The sequence below is a fragment of the Xanthobacter sp. 126 genome, assembly GCF_000526175.1.
GTDB lineage: Bacteria > Pseudomonadota > Alphaproteobacteria > Rhizobiales > Xanthobacteraceae > Xanthobacter > Xanthobacter aminoxidans.
Genome location: NZ_JAFO01000001.1, coordinates 2649936 through 2664198 on the forward strand (window position 1 = coordinate 2649936; position 14263 = coordinate 2664198).

The window sequence follows — 14263 nt, forward strand, 5'->3', positions numbered from 1 at the left end:
GATCATCGATCCCCGCGGCCTTCCCAAGGCTCTTCACGGTTTTCATCTCGACCTCTCGTACCGTCCCTTGGGGCGCCTCTCCCTCTCCCCGCAAGGGGAGGGGGAGCCCTGCTGCACTCCCGATAAGGGCCGCCGGCTTGTCCGGCCGTGCCGGAGCGGATGACCTGAATGATGCGGCTGCCCCCTTCCGTACCGAAGGCGAAAACCTCGCCCAGCACGCTGCGGACCCTGCTTCTTTCCCTTCTTGCCGTGCTGCTGGCCGGGCTTGTGGCTTCGGTCCCCGCCCGCGCGCAGAGCCAGCCGGACATCTCCGGCATCATCGCCAAGTTCGGCAACGACAGCTATTCCGACACCTCCGATGCGATCGCCGCGCTCGCCACCTCGGGTAGCCCGCAGGCGGCCGCCGTGGTCGAGGCGCTGGCCGCCGGCAACCTGCTATATGATCCGGCGAGCAAGGCCGTTTTCATCCGCACCCCCAGCGGCATGGTCGATCCGGCCTCGGGTGCCATCGTCGGCAGCGCGCCGGCCACTCTCTCGCCGGTGCGCGCCAACAACCGCGTCCGCCGCGCGCTCGATGCCGCGGCCGGGGCGCTTACGCTGATCAATGCTGATCCGGCGAAACGGCTCGATGCCGCCGCCGCCGTGTTCAAGTCGCGCGATGCTGCGGCGCTGCCCACCGTCGATGCGGCCATCGCCAAGGAAACCGTGCCGGCCGTGAAGGCCGCGCTGGCGCAGGCCCGTGCTGCCATCCTCATCGGCAAGGCTGACGCACCGGAGCCGGATCGCCGCGCCGCCATCCAACTCATCGCCGCGCGTGGCGATCAGGAGTCCATCAGCCTGCTGCGCAGCCTGCCGGTGAATTCGTCTCCGGCCCTCAAAGCTGCCGCCGAGGCCGGCATCACCAAGGCCGAGGAGAGCCTCAAGTTCTGGGCCGTGGTGCAGAATGTCTGGTACGGCCTCTCGCTCGGCTCCGTGCTGCTGCTGGCGGCCATCGGCCTCGCCATCACCTTCGGCGTCATGGGCGTCATCAACATGGCCCATGGCGAGATGGTGATGCTGGGGGCCTACACCACCTTCGTGGTGCAGGAGCTGATCCGCCAGAAGGCGCCCTATCTGTTCGACTGGTCGCTCACCATCGCCCTGCCGCTCGCCTTCCTGTTCACGGCTCTGGTGGGCATCCTCATCGAGCGCACGGTGATCCGCTTCCTCTATGGCCGGCCGCTGGAAACGCTGCTCGCCACCTGGGGTGTCTCGCTCATCCTCCAGCAGGCGGTGCGGTCCGTGTTCGGCCCCACCAACCAGGAGGTGGGCGCGCCTTCGTGGATGTCCGGCGCGTTCCAGATCGGGCAATTGTCCATCACCTACAACCGGCTCTGGATCATCTGCTTCGCGCTGATCGTGTTCTTCACCCTGCTGCTGGTGCTGCGGCGAACGCCGCTCGGCCTTTACGTCCGGGCAGTGACGCAGAACCGGCGCATGGCTGCGGCCATGGGCATCCGCACCGGCCGCATTGATGCGCTGACCTTCGGCCTCGGCTCGGGCATTGCCGGCATCGCGGGCGTTGCGCTCTCGCAGATCGATAATGTCAGCCCCAACCTCGGCCAGGGCTACATCATCGACAGCTTCATGGTGGTGGTGTTCGGCGGCGTCGGGAACCTCTGGGGCACGCTGGTGGGCGCCTTTACGCTGGGCGTCGCCAACAAGCTGCTGGAGCCGTTCGCCGGTGCGGTGCTGGGCAAGATCCTGCTGCTCGTCTTCATCATCCTGTTCATCCAGAAGCGCCCGCGCGGCCTGTTCGCGCTCAAGGGCCGGGCGGTGGAATCATGAACCGCACCCGCATCATCGACCGCACCGGCGGCATCTTTCTCATCGTGGTGCTGGCGGCGGGGGTGCTCATCCCCGCCTCCAACCTGCTGCTCCCCGCCGGCAATCCCCTGCATGTGCCGGACTACATGATCCCGCTGCTCGGCAAATATCTGTGCTACGCGCTGCTCGCCGTGGCGGTGGATCTGGTGTGGGGCTATTGCGGGGTGCTGTCGCTCGGCCACGGCGCCTTCTTCGCCCTCGGCGGCTATGCCATGGGCATGTATCTGATGCGCCAGATCGGATCGCGCGGCGTCTACGGCAATCCGGTGCTGCCCGATTTCATGGTGTTCCTGAACTACAAGGAGCTGCCCTGGTTCTGGGAAGGCTTCAACATCTTCCCGTTCGCCATGCTGATGGTGCTTGTGGTGCCGGGGGCGCTGGCCTTCGTGTTCGGCTGGTTCGCCTTCCGCTCGCGCGTCACCGGCGTCTATCTCTCCATCATCACCCAGGCGATGACCTTCGCGCTCATGCTCGCATTCTTCCGCAACGACATGGGCTTCGGCGGGAACAACGGCCTCACCGATTTCAAGGACATCCTCGGCTTCCCCATCTCCGCGCCCTCGACGCGCCTGACGCTGTTCTTCCTCTCCGCCGTGGCGCTGGCGGCGGGCTATCTGCTCTGCCGGGCGCTCGTCACCTCCAAGTACGGCAAGGTGCTGGTGGCGGTGCGCGACGCGGAGAGCCGCACAAGGTTCCTCGGCTACCGGGTGGAGAACTACAAGCTGGTCGCCTGGGTGCTCTCGGCCATGCTGGCGGGCGTCGCCGGGGCGCTCTACGTGCCGCAGGTGGGCATCATCAACCCGTCCGAGTTCGCCCCCGCACAGTCCATCGAGATGGTGATCTGGGTGGCGGTGGGTGGGCGCGGCACGCTGGTCGGCGCGGCGCTCGGCGCGCTCATCGTGAATGCGGGCAAGACCTGGTTCACCGGTGTGCTGCCGGAGGCCTGGCTGTTCGCCCTCGGCGCGTTGTTCGTGCTGGTCACGCTGTTCCTGCCCAAGGGCGTGCTCGGCCTCGCGGCCAGCCTCTCCGAGAAGTGGAAGGCCCGCCGGCCGTCCTCGGACCCCACCCCCAGCGCGAGCCCGGCGGAGTGAGCCCCATGAGCATGCTTTCTCCCTCTACCGATCCCTATGCCGTCAAGTCGCAGGGCGCGCTCTCGCTGGAGGCCGAACTCGACTTCCTGAAGGAGGAGCAGCCCGCCCCGGACCGGATGGCCCTGACCTCGGCGCTGCTCTATCTCGACAACATCACCGTCTCCTTCGACGGCTTCCGCGCCCTGAACGCGCTCTCCCTCGTCATCGGCGAGGCCGAGATGCGGGCCATCATCGGCCCCAACGGCGCCGGCAAGACGACGATGATGGACGTCATCACCGGCAAGACCCGCCCCAACCAGGGCGTTGCCTTGTTCGCCGGCACCAACGACCTCACCAGCCTGGACGAGGCCGCCATCGCCCAGCTCGGCATCGGCCGCAAGTTCCAGACGCCGACCGTGTTCGACATGCATTCGGTGGAGGACAACATCCTCCTCGCGGTGAAGGCCGACCGTCGCCCCTTCTCCAATATGGAGTGGAACCCGAGCCGCCACGAGCGCGAGCGGGTGGAGGAACTGCTTGAGCGCGTGCGCCTGAAGGACAGCCGCCATCGCCGGGCCGGCGACCTCTCCCACGGGCAGAAGCAGTGGTTGGAGATCGGCATGCTGCTGGCGCAGGAGCCGCGCCTGCTGCTGGTGGACGAACCCGCCGCCGGCATGACCGACCAGGAGACGGCGGACACCGCCGTGCTCTTGAAAGAAATCGCCAAGACCCGCTCGGTGGTGGTGGTGGAGCACGACATGCAGTTCGTGCGCGACCTCGACGTGAAGGTCACGGTTCTGCACGAGGGCTCGGTGCTGGCCGAGGGGCCGCTCGATCAGGTGAGTGCCGACGAGCGCGTCATCGAAGTGTATCTGGGGAGGTGAGGCCATGCTGAAGGTGGAAAACCTCGACCTCTATTACGGCGCCGCCCACACCCTGAAGAAGGTGTCGGTCTCCGCCGAGGCGGGCAAGGTGACGTGCGTGCTCGGCCGCAACGGCGTGGGCAAGACCTCGCTGCTGCGCGCCATCGTCGGCCAGCGGCCCATCGCCGGCGGCTCCATCACGCTGGACGGCAAGGAGATTTCGAAGCTCTCCACGCCCGACCGCGCGGCGATGGGCATCGGCTTCGTGCCGCAGGGGCGGGAGGTGTTCCCGCTGCTCTCGGTGAAGGAAAATCTGGAGACGGGATACGTCCGCCTGTCCAGCAAGGAGAAGTACGTGCCGCAGGAGGTGTTCGACCTCTTCCCGGTGCTGAAATCCATGCTCCGGCGCCGCGGCGGCGATCTCTCCGGCGGGCAGCAGCAGCAGCTCGCCATCGGCCGCGCCCTCGTCACCCGCCCGCGCCTGCTGGTGCTGGACGAGCCGACCGAGGGCATCCAGCCCTCCATCATCAAGGATATCGGCCGCGCCATCTCCTACCTCAGGGACAAGGGCGACATGGCCATCGTGCTGGTGGAGCAGTATTTCGAGTTCGCCCGCGACCTCGCCGACAGCTTCATCCTGATGGACCGGGGCGAGGTGGTGGCAAGCGGTGACAGGAGTGGGCTGGATGGCGACGATGTTCGCCGCCTCATGGCGATCTGACGCCACGTCGGCTCCCCTTCCGCCCCAGCGCCAGCGCAGCGAAGGCCGCGTCCGCATCGCCGGTGCGCGGTTTGGCGCGGTGACGCGGGTCGCCGACCTTGCGGAAGGCGGCGCCATGCGCGTGCGGATGCCGCGCGGCGGGCCGGGGCTGGAAGCCGTCATCGTCAACACCGCCGGCGGGGTCTGCTGCGGCGACCGCTTCACGATCGAAGCCTCGGCCGGGCCGGGCGCGCACCTCACCATCGCGACCCCGGCCGCCGAGAAGGTCTATCGCTCCGATGGCCCTTTGGCGGAAATCTCCGTGTCGCTGGCGGCGCAGGAGGGCGCGCGGCTGGAATGGTTGCCACAGGAAACCATCCTGTTCGACCGCGCCCGGCTGAAGCGCCGCTACGCGGTGGACCTCGCGCCGGACGCCACCTTCCTCTCCTTCGAGGCGCTCATGCTGGGCCGCCTCGCGCATGGCGACGTGATGGGGGAGGGGCATCTCGAGGATCATTGGCGCATCCGACGCGGCGGCGCCCTTGTGTTCGCCGATGCCTTCCGCTTGTCCGGCCCCATCGGCGCGTTGCTGGAGCGGCCGGCCGTCGCGGGCGGCGCGCGGGCGCTGGCGACACTCCTCTACATTGCGCCCGACGCCGAGGCGCGGCTGGAGGAGGCGCGCGCCCTCATGGAAAACGTGCCCTGCGAGGCCGGGGCCAGCGCCTGGAACGGCATTCTCGCCGTGCGCTGGCTCGCCCCCGACATCGGGACGTTGCGCCGCGCCGCAACCTCGTTTCTGATGGCTTTCCGAAAGGCCCCGCTCCCCCGCGTGTGGGCCACCTGATGCTCGTTCGAGGAGAGATGCCGTGCTGCTGACGCCGCGCGAGAAGGACAAGCTCCTGGTCGCCATGGCCGCCGAGGTGGCGCGCAAGCGCCTCGCCCGCGGCGTGAAGCTCAACCACCCGGAGGCGGTCGCGCTCATCACCGACTTCGTGGTGGAGGGCGCCCGCGACGGGCGCACCGTCGCAGAGCTGATGGAGGCCGGCGCCAAGGTGATCACCTCCGATCAGGTGATGGAAGGCATCGCCGAGATGATCCACGACATCCAGGTGGAGGCGACCTTTCCGGACGGCACCAAGCTCGTCACGGTGCATCATCCGATCCGTGGCATACCCTCCGAGACGGTCCCCGGCGAATTGCTGCCGCAGGAAGGCGACATCCACTTCAACGAAGGCGCCGAGCGGGTGCACCTCACCGTCGCCAACACCGGCGATCGGCCGATCCAGGTGGGCAGCCACTACCATTTCTTCGAGACCAACCCGGCGTTGGACTTCGACCGCGACAAGGCCCGCGGCATGCGGCTCGACATCGCCCCCGGCACGGCGGTGCGCTTCGAGCCCGGCGCCACGCGGGACGTGACGCTGGTGCCGTTCGGCGGCAAGCGGGAGGTCTACGGCTTCCGCGCCGCTATCCAGGGAGGGCTCTGACATGGCGGTGCAGCACTATTCCGGTGGCTGCCAGTGCGGCGCTGTCCACTATGAAGTGGACGTCGATCTCGATCGCACGGTCACCTGCAACTGTTCCCGCTGCCGGCGCGTCGGCGGCATCCTCGCTTTCGCCCCGGCGAGCGCCTTCACCCTCACGTCGGGGGAGGGCAAGACCACCGAATATCTCTTCAACACCGGCAAGATCCATCACCTGTTCTGCACCACCTGCGGCATCGAATCCTTCGCCCGCGGTACGGCGCCGGATGGCACAGAGACGGTGGCGGTGAACGCGCGCTGCCTCGACGGCGTGGATGTGAAGAGCCTTCACCCCATCGAGTACGACGGCGCCAGCAAGTAATCCCCGGCCCGCATGCGCGAGATTTCAGGAGCGAGACCATGACAACCGGCCGCATGCCCCGCGCCGCCTATGCCCACATGTTCGGCCCCACCACGGGCGACCGGGTGCGGCTCGCCGACACCTCGCTGGTGATCGAGATCGAGAAGGATTTCACAGTCTACGGCGAGGAGGTGAAGTTCGGCGGCGGCAAGGTGATCCGCGACGGCATGGGCCAGTCGCAGGTCACCAATGCCGACGGGGCGATGGACACGGTCATCACTAACGCCGTGATCCTTGACCACTGGGGGGTGGTGAAGGCGGACGTGGGCCTGAAGAACGGGCGCATCGCCCGGATCGGCAAGGCCGGCAACCCGGACGTGCAGGCGGGCGTGGACATCATCATCGGCCCCGGCACGGAGATCATCGCCGGGGAGGGGAAGATCCTCACCGCCGGCGGGTTCGACAGCCACATCCATTTCATCTGCCCGCAGCAGATCGAGGAGGCGCTGGCCTCCGGCGTTACCACCATGCTCGGCGGTGGTACCGGGCCAGCCACCGGCACCTTCGCCACCACCTGCACGCCGGGACCGTGGCACATCGCCCGCATGATCGAGGCGGCGGACGCCTTCCCCATGAACCTCGCCTTCGCGGGCAAGGGCAATGCATCCCTGCCCGGCGCGCTGGAGGAGATGGTGCTGGCCGGCGCCGCCGCGCTCAAGCTGCACGAGGACTGGGGCACCACGCCGGCCGCCATCGACTGCTGCCTCACCGTGGCGGACGCGCTGGACGTTCAGGTGATGATCCACTCCGACACGCTGAACGAGTCGGGCTTCGTCGAGGACACCATCGCCGCCTTCAAGGGCCGCACCATCCATGCCTTCCACACGGAAGGGGCGGGCGGGGGCCACGCGCCGGATATCATCAAGGTGGCGGGCCTGCCGAACGTACTGCCCTCCTCCACCAACCCGACGCGGCCCTACACGCGCAACACCATCGACGAGCATCTCGACATGCTCATGGTATGCCACCACCTCGATCCCGACATCGCCGAGGATCTCGCCTTCGCGGAAAGCCGTATCCGCAAGGAGACCATCGCCGCCGAGGACATCCTCCACGATATCGGCGCGCTCTCCATGATGAGCTCGGATAGCCAAGCCATGGGCCGGGTGGGCGAAGTCATCATCCGCACCTGGCAGACGGCGGACAAGATGAAGCGCCAGCGCGGGTCGCTGCCCGGCGAGACCGACAGCGACAATATCCGCGCCCGCCGCTACATCGCGAAATATACGATCAACCCCGCCATCGCCCACGGCATGTCGCGGCACATCGGGTCGGTGGAGGCGGGCAAGCTGGCCGATCTCGTGCTGTGGACGCCGGCCTTCTTCGGCGTGAAGCCGGATCTCGTCATCAAGGGCGGCGCCATCGCCATGGCGCAGATGGGCGATCCCAACGCCTCCATCCCCACGCCCCAGCCGGTGCACTACCGCCCCATGTTCGGCGCCTTTGGGCGGGCGCGGACCCACACCTCGCTCACCTTCGTGTCGAAGGTCGCCCTCGAGGACGGCCTCGCTGGTCGGCTCGGCATCTCTAAGGAGCTGGTGGCAGTGGAGAACACCCGCTCCGGCATCTCCAAGAAGAGCATGATCAACAACGACGCGACCCCCCATATCGAGGTCGATCCCGAGACCTATGACGTGCGGGCGGACGGCGAGCTGCTGGTTTGCGAGCCAGCGGAGGTTCTGCCCATGGCGCAGCGTTACTTCCTGTTTTGAGCGAATATCGCGGCGGCACGGCGGAACCTTTGCCGTGGCGCCTCGTTCCAGCGGGTGTTGCAACGCTTTCTTTCAGGAGCCACACCCATGGCCGTCGTTCGTTCATTGTCCAAGAAGCCGGCGAAGACCTCTGCCCTCGCCACACCCACCGACCTCGACAGCGCCAAGGCGCAGAAGGTGGCGGACGCCATCAACCGCGTGCTGGCCGACAGCTTCGTGCTCTACCTGAAGACCAAGAATTTCCACTGGCACGTCAGCGGCAAGCACTTCCGCGACTATCACCTGCTGCTGGACGAGCAGGCCGATACCATCCAGGCGACCATCGACCCGCTCGCCGAGCGCGTGCGCAAGATCGGCTGCCGCACGGTGCATTCCTATGGCGAGATCCTGAAGCTCACCGGCCTCAAGGAGAACAACGAGCCGTACGTTTCGCCCGAGGCCATGTTCGCGGAGCTGATCGCCGACAACAAGGCGGCCATCAAGACCATGCGCGAGGCCCACGAGATCTGCGACGAGGCGGAGGACATTGCCACCGCCAGCCTGCTGGAAGAATATGTGGACGAGGCCGAGAAGCGCCTGTGGTTCCTGTTCGAGACCAACCAGAATCGGCAGGACAGCGCCACCTGAGCGCAGCCGGAACCCGCGAAGGCGGTGGGGCAGGGCGCTCGGGTGGCTGTACCGGAGTAACCCGATGATCCGCGCCACCACCGTCGTCCGCCGTCCCGCCGTCCGCCCGGAAAAGGTGGCGGACGAGATCACCCTTGATCACCACGCGCGCCACCGCCGCCGCTTCGCCTTCACGGCGGACGGCGGCCTCTCCTTCCTGCTCGACCTCGACAAGGCGACGGTTCTGGACGACGGCGACGCGGTGAAGCTGGAGGACGGGCGCCTCGTCCGCATCAAGGCGGCCGCCGAGGACCTGGTGGAGGTCACCACCGCCAATCCCCTGCGTCTGATGAAGGTGGCTTGGCACCTCGGGAACCGGCATGTGCCGGCGGAGATCACCGAGACCGCTGTCTATTTCGTGGACGACCATGTGCTGACCGAGATGGTGCGTGGCCTGGGCGCCGGCGTGGCCAAGGTGACTCGCCCGTTCCGCCCGGAGAAGGGCGCCTACGAGGCGGCGGAAGCCCATGGCGGGCACGGCCACGCGCACGAGCCTCACGGGCACGAGCACCTTGGACATGAACACCATGGTCACGAGCATCATGGTCACGAGCATCATGGGCATGAGCATCATGGGCATGAGCACGGCCATGAGCATCATGACCATGACCATGACCATGCCCACGGCGACGCGTGCGGGTGCGGCCACGATCATGCACACGATCATTCGCATCATGGCCATGCCCATAATGACCACAAACACGAGCACGGTCACGAGCACGGCCATGACCATGTCGCCGAAGGTCATGTCCACGGCCCGGGCTGCGGACATGACCACAAGCATGGCTGACCAGCCCGACACCGCGCAGGGTGAGGGCACCACGCCTGCCCAGCCCGACCTGCTGCCCCTCTTCGCTTGGCTCTCGCCGTCGTTTCCGGTGGGGGCCTATGCCTACTCCCACGCCCTGGAATGGGCGGTGGAGGCCGGCGACGTGAAGGACGAGGCGAGCCTCGCGGCGCAGGTGTCGGACCTGATGCGGCTCGGTTTCGGCCGTTCGGACGGCATCCTCCTGGCCCACGCCTGGCGGTCGACGATGGCGGAAGACGGGGCGGCGCTCGGCGAGGTGAACGCGCTCGCCGTCTGCCTCGCACCATCCGCCGAGCTGAGGCTGGAAACCTGCCAGCAGGGCCGGTCCTTCCTCGATGCCGTTCGCGCGGCCTGGCATTCCCCTGCGCTCGAGACGGCGGCGGGCGCCCTCTCCGGCGAGGTCGCCTATCCCGTCGCGGTGGGATTAGCCGCGGGTGCGCACCGCATTCCGCTCGGCCCGACGCTCGAAGGCTTCCTTCTGGCACTGGTGCAGGCGCTGGTGTCGTCGGGCATCCGCCTCGCCCCGGTGGGGCAGACGGCGGGCACCCGTATCGTCGCCGGCCTTGCACCGGCCTTGCGGGCGCTTGCGGCGGACATTCCCGCTCTGACGCTGGACGATCTCGGCACGGCCACCTTCCGCGCCGATCTCGGCAGCTTTCGCCACGAAACCCAATATACAAGGCTGTTCCGCTCATGAGTTCCAGCAAGAATCCCCTGCGCGTCGGTGTCGGCGGCCCCGTCGGCTCGGGTAAGACGGCGCTGATGGAGGCGCTGTGCAAGGCCTTCCGCGAGCGCTACGACCTCTGCGCCATCACCAACGACATCTACACCAAGGAAGATGCGCGCCTCCTGACAGTGGCCGGTGCGTTGCCGCCCGAGCGCATCCTCGGCGTCGAGACGGGCGGCTGCCCGCACACGGCGATCCGTGAGGACGCTTCCATCAATCTGCGCGCGGTGGCGGACATGAACGCCCGCTTTCCCAACCTCGATCTGGTGCTGATCGAATCCGGCGGCGACAACCTCGCCGCAACCTTCTCGCCCGAGCTGGCCGACATCACCATCTACGTCATCGACGTGGCGGGGGGAGAGAAGATCCCACGCAAGGGCGGGCCGGGCATCACGCGGTCCGACCTGCTGGTGGTCAACAAGACCGATCTCGCGCCCATGGTCGGCGCCGATCTGGCGGTGATGGAAGCGGACACCATCCGCATGCGGGCGGGTCGGCCCTACGTCTTCTCCTCCATCCGCAATGGCGTGGGCGTGGAGGTGGTGGCCGCCTTCATCGAGAAGGCCGGGGGCCTCGCCGGGGCTGCCTGAGCCGGCAGCTTCAGCCCGCCGGCTTCCCGAGGGCTGCTCAGCTCTTGGGCTTGCAGGCGGTCTCGAACTTGGTGATGGCCGGGCCGATGCCGGAGAGGGAGATGGCCTGCTTGGCGCCCTTCACTTCGATGGTGAGGGTGCCGGAGGCCTTGGTGAGCGCCTTGACGTCCGTCATCTGGGCCGGCGCCTCCACATTCACCGCGTCGCCTTCCTCCATGGCCACCGCCTTGCCGGGGTAGCTCTTCTTCATGCTGCCGGCGCTCAGCACGATGGCGGTCTGGGCGCCGCGCGCCAGATCCTTCGAGCCGATCATGGACTGGACGGTGATGGCGGACCCGTCCTTCTGGCAAAGGAAGAAGATCGCGGCCTTGTCGCTGTCGGGCACGCCGTACACCAGCGCGGCGGTGTCCTCGCTGTCCTGGATGTGCCAGACCATCTTCTCCGCCGGCTTCTCCTGCGCGGGAGCGGCGATGGTGGGGGCCGAGATGGCAACCAGGGCGGCGGCGAGCACGGAACGAAGCATGTCAGGGTCCCTTTTGCGGCGGCGGATCATACCGGCTCGATCCAAAAGGGAAAGATGCCAGCCTGCCGTAAAGTTACCTGCGATCGGCCGGCGCGGGCATGGTGGTGAGGCAGGCGCGGCGGAAGTCCGGCAGCTTGGGCTTGGCTCCGGCGAGCGGATAGGTCTCGGTAGCACCGGGCAGGCGCACGACGAGATTGTCCGCGTCCGAGAAGAGGTCGAGGACGCGGCCGTCCAGCGCGACCGCCGCCTCCACCACCACCTTGCCTTCGGCTGAACCCCGGAAGGCGGACGCTGCCAGCTCCAGATGCCGCTTGCCGGCGGCGAGGGAGAGGGCGACGCCGTCGCCCGCCTTCACCTTGCCGGAGGCCACTTCCGCCGTGAACTGGATCAGCTGCGCGCCCGGCTGGCAGGAGACGGCGAACACAGGGTCGGCGGTGCGGGGCAGGCCGAAGCGCAGCACATAGGTCTCGTCGACCTTGACGACCAGCCAGATCCGGAGGTCCGCCTTGGCCTCAGCCTTTTTGGAATCGGATTTCCCGCCGGTCTTGCCGGTGGATTTGGGGGCAGCCTCGCCCGAGACCGGCGCGAGCACGCACGCTGCGGCTATCGCCAGGATCGCGCACCGGCCGTAGAACCATCCACCCATCGCCACCGGGTCCTCGCCCTCGCCGCACGATCGACAGGCCTGGTGACCGGCGGACGCACCTCCGGTCTCCGAATCGCAACTGTCGACTGGTGTTTGCGTCCCCCGCAGCCATCGCATATCACGGCCTCCGGCCGCCCGCGACATCGGGCAGGGAGCCCTGCGGCAAAAAATGTTGAAACCCCATTCCCATATGGCCCGTGACGGCGAACAGGACGCCGGCCGCCGCATGCGGCTCGACCGCCTGCTGGTGGAGCGCGGCCTGTTCGACAGCCGCGCCCGCGCCCAGGCCGCGCTGGCCGCCGGGCTGGTGAAGGTGGATGGGGTCGTGGTGGCCAAGGCTTCGGCGGAGGTCGGCGTCGGTGCGCACATCGAGGCCGAAGACGTCCACGACTACGTGTCGCGCGGCGCGCTCAAGCTCGCGGCGGGCCTCGACGCCTTCGCCATCGATCCCGCCGGGGCCGAGGCGCTGGATGTCGGCTCCTCCACCGGTGGTTTCACCGAGGTGCTGCTGCGGCGCGGCACGCGACGGGTGCATGCGGTCGATGTGGGGCGCGACCAGTTCCATGCCCGCCTGAGGGACGATCCGCGCGTCCGCCTGTTCGAGGAAACGGATATCCGCACCTTCGATCCCGCCCTGGTGCCGGGCGGCTTCGATCTCGTCGTCATCGATGTCAGCTTCATCCCGCTCGCGCTGGTATTGCCTGCCGCCCTCGCGCTCGCCGCGCCCGCCTCCCGGCTGGTGGCGCTGGTGAAGCCGCAGTTCGAGGCGGGGCGGGCCTTCGTCCGCAAGGGCGTGGTGCGCGACGCGGCGGTGCGGGACGAGGTCTGCGCCAAGGTGGAGCAGGAGATCACGTCGCTGGGCTGGCGCCTTCTCGGCCGCATTGCGTCGCCCATCGCGGGCGGCGACGGCAATCAGGAATATCTCGTGGGGGCGATCCGACCGTGACCGAGTTCCGCATCGAGCGCATGGGCGCGCAGGGCGATGGCATCGTCCGCGGCCCCTCCGGCCCCCTGTTCGCGCCCCTCACCCTCGCCGGGGAGCTGGTGCGGGGGGAGGCGGAGGGCGAGCGCATCCTCCTCGATGCCATCGTCGAGCCCAGCCCCGAGCGGGTGGAGCCCCCGTGTCCGCATTTCGGCCGCTGCGGCGGCTGCCTGCTCCAGCATTGGGAGCGCGCGCCCTATCTCGCCTGGAAGCGGCAGATGGTGGTGGATGCCCTCGCCCGCGAGGGGATCGAGGCGGACGTTGCCCCCACCATCGATGCCCATGGGGCAGGGCGGCGGCGGGTGATCTTCCACGCCCGGCAGTATGGCGCGCGAACCGTCGTCGGCTTTGCCGAGCGCAAGTCCCACGCCATGGTCGCCATTGACGCCTGTCCCGTGCTGGCGCCGGGGCTCGACCAGGCGCTCCCGGCCGCCCGTGCGGTGGCCGAGGCGCTGGCGCCGCTGAAGAAGCCGCTCGATCTCCAGCTCATCGCCACCGACACCGGGCTGGACATGGACGTGCGCGGCTCCGGCCCCCTGCCGCCCGCGCTTCTCACCGACCTCGCGGTCATCGCCGACCGCTTCCGCCTCGCCCGGCTGACGCGCCATGGCGAACTCGTCATCCAGCGCGAGCCGCCGCGCCTCGCTATGGGCCGGGCCCGGGTGGACCTGCCGCCGGCGGCCTTCCTCCAGGCGACGGCCGAAGGCGAGCGTGTGCTGGCGGATCATGTCACGGCGGGCATGGCTGGCGCCCGCAAGGTGGCGGACCTGTTCGCAGGCGTGGGCACCTTCGCCCTGCGCCTTGCCGAAACGGCGCGCGTGTTCGCCGCCGAAAGCCATGCGGGTGCGCTCGCCGCTCTGCTCAAGGCCGGCCACACGCCAGGCCTGAAGGGCGTGGACGGTGAGGCACGCGACCTGTTCCGCCGCCCGCTGATGGCGGCCGAGCTTGCCGCCTTCGATGCCGTGGTGATCGACCCACCCCGGCAGGGCGCGGAGGCGCAGGCGCGTGAGCTTGCGGCCTCGCGGCTGCCTCGCCTCGTCTATGTCTCCTGCAATGCCGCCACCTTCGCGCGAGATGCGGCGCTCCTCGTCGCGGGCGGGATGCGGCTTGAGGGCGTGGTGCCGGTGGACCAGTTCCGCTATTCGGCCCATGTGGAGTTGGTGGCGACCTTTTCGCGCTGAGGGTGTCCGGCGTGCTTCCCAAGCGCGATCTGGGCTTGGGCCGAA

At 68.3% G+C, this 14263-nt stretch carries 16 protein-coding genes; 14 read left to right on the forward strand and 2 right to left on the reverse strand.

The features are described 5' to 3' along the window. Positions 1 to 168 precede the first annotated feature (168 nt). The 12 genes from urtB to ureG all read left to right on the forward strand — a co-directional run bounded on the left by urtB (position 169) and on the right by ureG (position 10886). Positions 169 to 1827 carry an urea ABC transporter permease subunit UrtB gene (urtB, locus tag XAN126_RS0112650; RefSeq protein ID WP_155982297.1) on the forward strand — a complete coding sequence of 553 codons (1659 nt, stop codon included), beginning with the start codon at positions 169 to 171 and terminating at the stop codon, positions 1825 to 1827. Then, complete coding sequence (gene urtC, locus XAN126_RS0112655; protein WP_024278963.1) at positions 1824 to 2957, forward strand: urea ABC transporter permease subunit UrtC; 1134 nt, start codon at positions 1824 to 1826, stop codon at positions 2955 to 2957. Before urtB ends, urtC begins: the two co-directional genes overlap by 4 nt. Positions 2958 to 3073: 116 nt before the next feature. Next, positions 3074 to 3820, forward strand: a complete 747-nt coding sequence (gene urtD / locus XAN126_RS0112660) for an urea ABC transporter ATP-binding protein UrtD (protein ID WP_024278964.1) — start codon at positions 3074 to 3076, stop codon at positions 3818 to 3820. 4 nt (positions 3821 to 3824) lie between these two features. Beyond that, on the forward strand, positions 3825 to 4520 hold the full coding sequence (urtE, locus tag XAN126_RS0112665) for an urea ABC transporter ATP-binding subunit UrtE (protein WP_024278965.1): 696 nt from the start codon (positions 3825 to 3827) through the stop codon (positions 4518 to 4520). Next, positions 4495 to 5343, forward strand: a complete 849-nt coding sequence (locus XAN126_RS0112670) for an urease accessory protein UreD (protein WP_024278966.1) — start codon at positions 4495 to 4497, stop codon at positions 5341 to 5343. Before urtE ends, XAN126_RS0112670 begins: the two co-directional genes overlap by 26 nt. 22 nt (positions 5344 to 5365) lie before the next feature. Then, on the forward strand, positions 5366 to 5986 hold the full coding sequence (locus XAN126_RS0112675) for an urease subunit gamma (protein ID WP_024278967.1): 621 nt from the start codon (positions 5366 to 5368) through the stop codon (positions 5984 to 5986). A gap of 1 nt (position 5987) precedes the next feature. Then, on the forward strand, positions 5988 to 6344 hold the full coding sequence (locus XAN126_RS0112680) for a GFA family protein (protein WP_024278968.1): 357 nt from the start codon (positions 5988 to 5990) through the stop codon (positions 6342 to 6344). A 38-nt stretch (positions 6345 to 6382) separates the two neighbouring features. Continuing rightward, on the forward strand, positions 6383 to 8095 hold the full coding sequence (gene ureC, locus XAN126_RS0112685; RefSeq protein ID WP_024278969.1) for an urease subunit alpha: 1713 nt from the start codon (positions 6383 to 6385) through the stop codon (positions 8093 to 8095). Between the two features lie 87 nt (positions 8096 to 8182). After that, positions 8183 to 8722, forward strand: coding sequence for a DNA starvation/stationary phase protection protein (locus XAN126_RS0112690; protein WP_197024034.1), 540 nt, complete (start codon positions 8183 to 8185; stop codon positions 8720 to 8722). Between the two features lie 64 nt (positions 8723 to 8786). Further along, complete coding sequence (locus XAN126_RS0112695; protein WP_024278971.1) at positions 8787 to 9551, forward strand: urease accessory protein UreE; 765 nt, start codon at positions 8787 to 8789, stop codon at positions 9549 to 9551. Next, entirely contained in the window at positions 9544 to 10266 is a 723-nt protein-coding gene (locus tag XAN126_RS0112700; protein WP_051460856.1) for an urease accessory protein UreF, read from the forward strand. Before XAN126_RS0112695 ends, XAN126_RS0112700 begins: the two co-directional genes overlap by 8 nt. Next, positions 10263 to 10886, forward strand: coding sequence for an urease accessory protein UreG (gene ureG / locus XAN126_RS0112705; protein WP_024278973.1), 624 nt, complete (start codon positions 10263 to 10265; stop codon positions 10884 to 10886). Before XAN126_RS0112700 ends, ureG begins: the two co-directional genes overlap by 4 nt. Positions 10887 to 10923: 37 nt before the next feature. Here the strand turns inward: ureG and XAN126_RS0112710 are convergent, their stop codons facing one another. Next, the gene (locus XAN126_RS0112710; RefSeq protein WP_024278974.1) at positions 10924 to 11409 is read right to left on the reverse strand and encodes a hypothetical protein; all 486 of its coding nucleotides are present in this window, start codon (positions 11407 to 11409) and stop codon (positions 10924 to 10926) included. Between the two features lie 73 nt (positions 11410 to 11482). Beyond that, positions 11483 to 12055, reverse strand: coding sequence for a hypothetical protein (locus XAN126_RS0112715; protein WP_024278975.1), 573 nt, complete (start codon positions 12053 to 12055; stop codon positions 11483 to 11485). A gap of 169 nt (positions 12056 to 12224) precedes the next feature. On the opposite strand from XAN126_RS0112715, the gene XAN126_RS0112720 reads away from it, so the two are divergent. Beyond that, positions 12225 to 13001, forward strand: a complete 777-nt coding sequence (locus XAN126_RS0112720; protein WP_024278976.1) for a TlyA family RNA methyltransferase — start codon at positions 12225 to 12227, stop codon at positions 12999 to 13001. Continuing rightward, a complete protein-coding gene (locus tag XAN126_RS0112725) occupies positions 12998 to 14218 on the forward strand; it encodes an RNA methyltransferase (protein ID WP_024278977.1) in 1221 nt (406 codons plus the stop codon). The genes XAN126_RS0112720 and XAN126_RS0112725 overlap by 4 nt, the downstream gene beginning before the upstream one ends. Positions 14219 to 14263 lie beyond the last annotated feature (45 nt).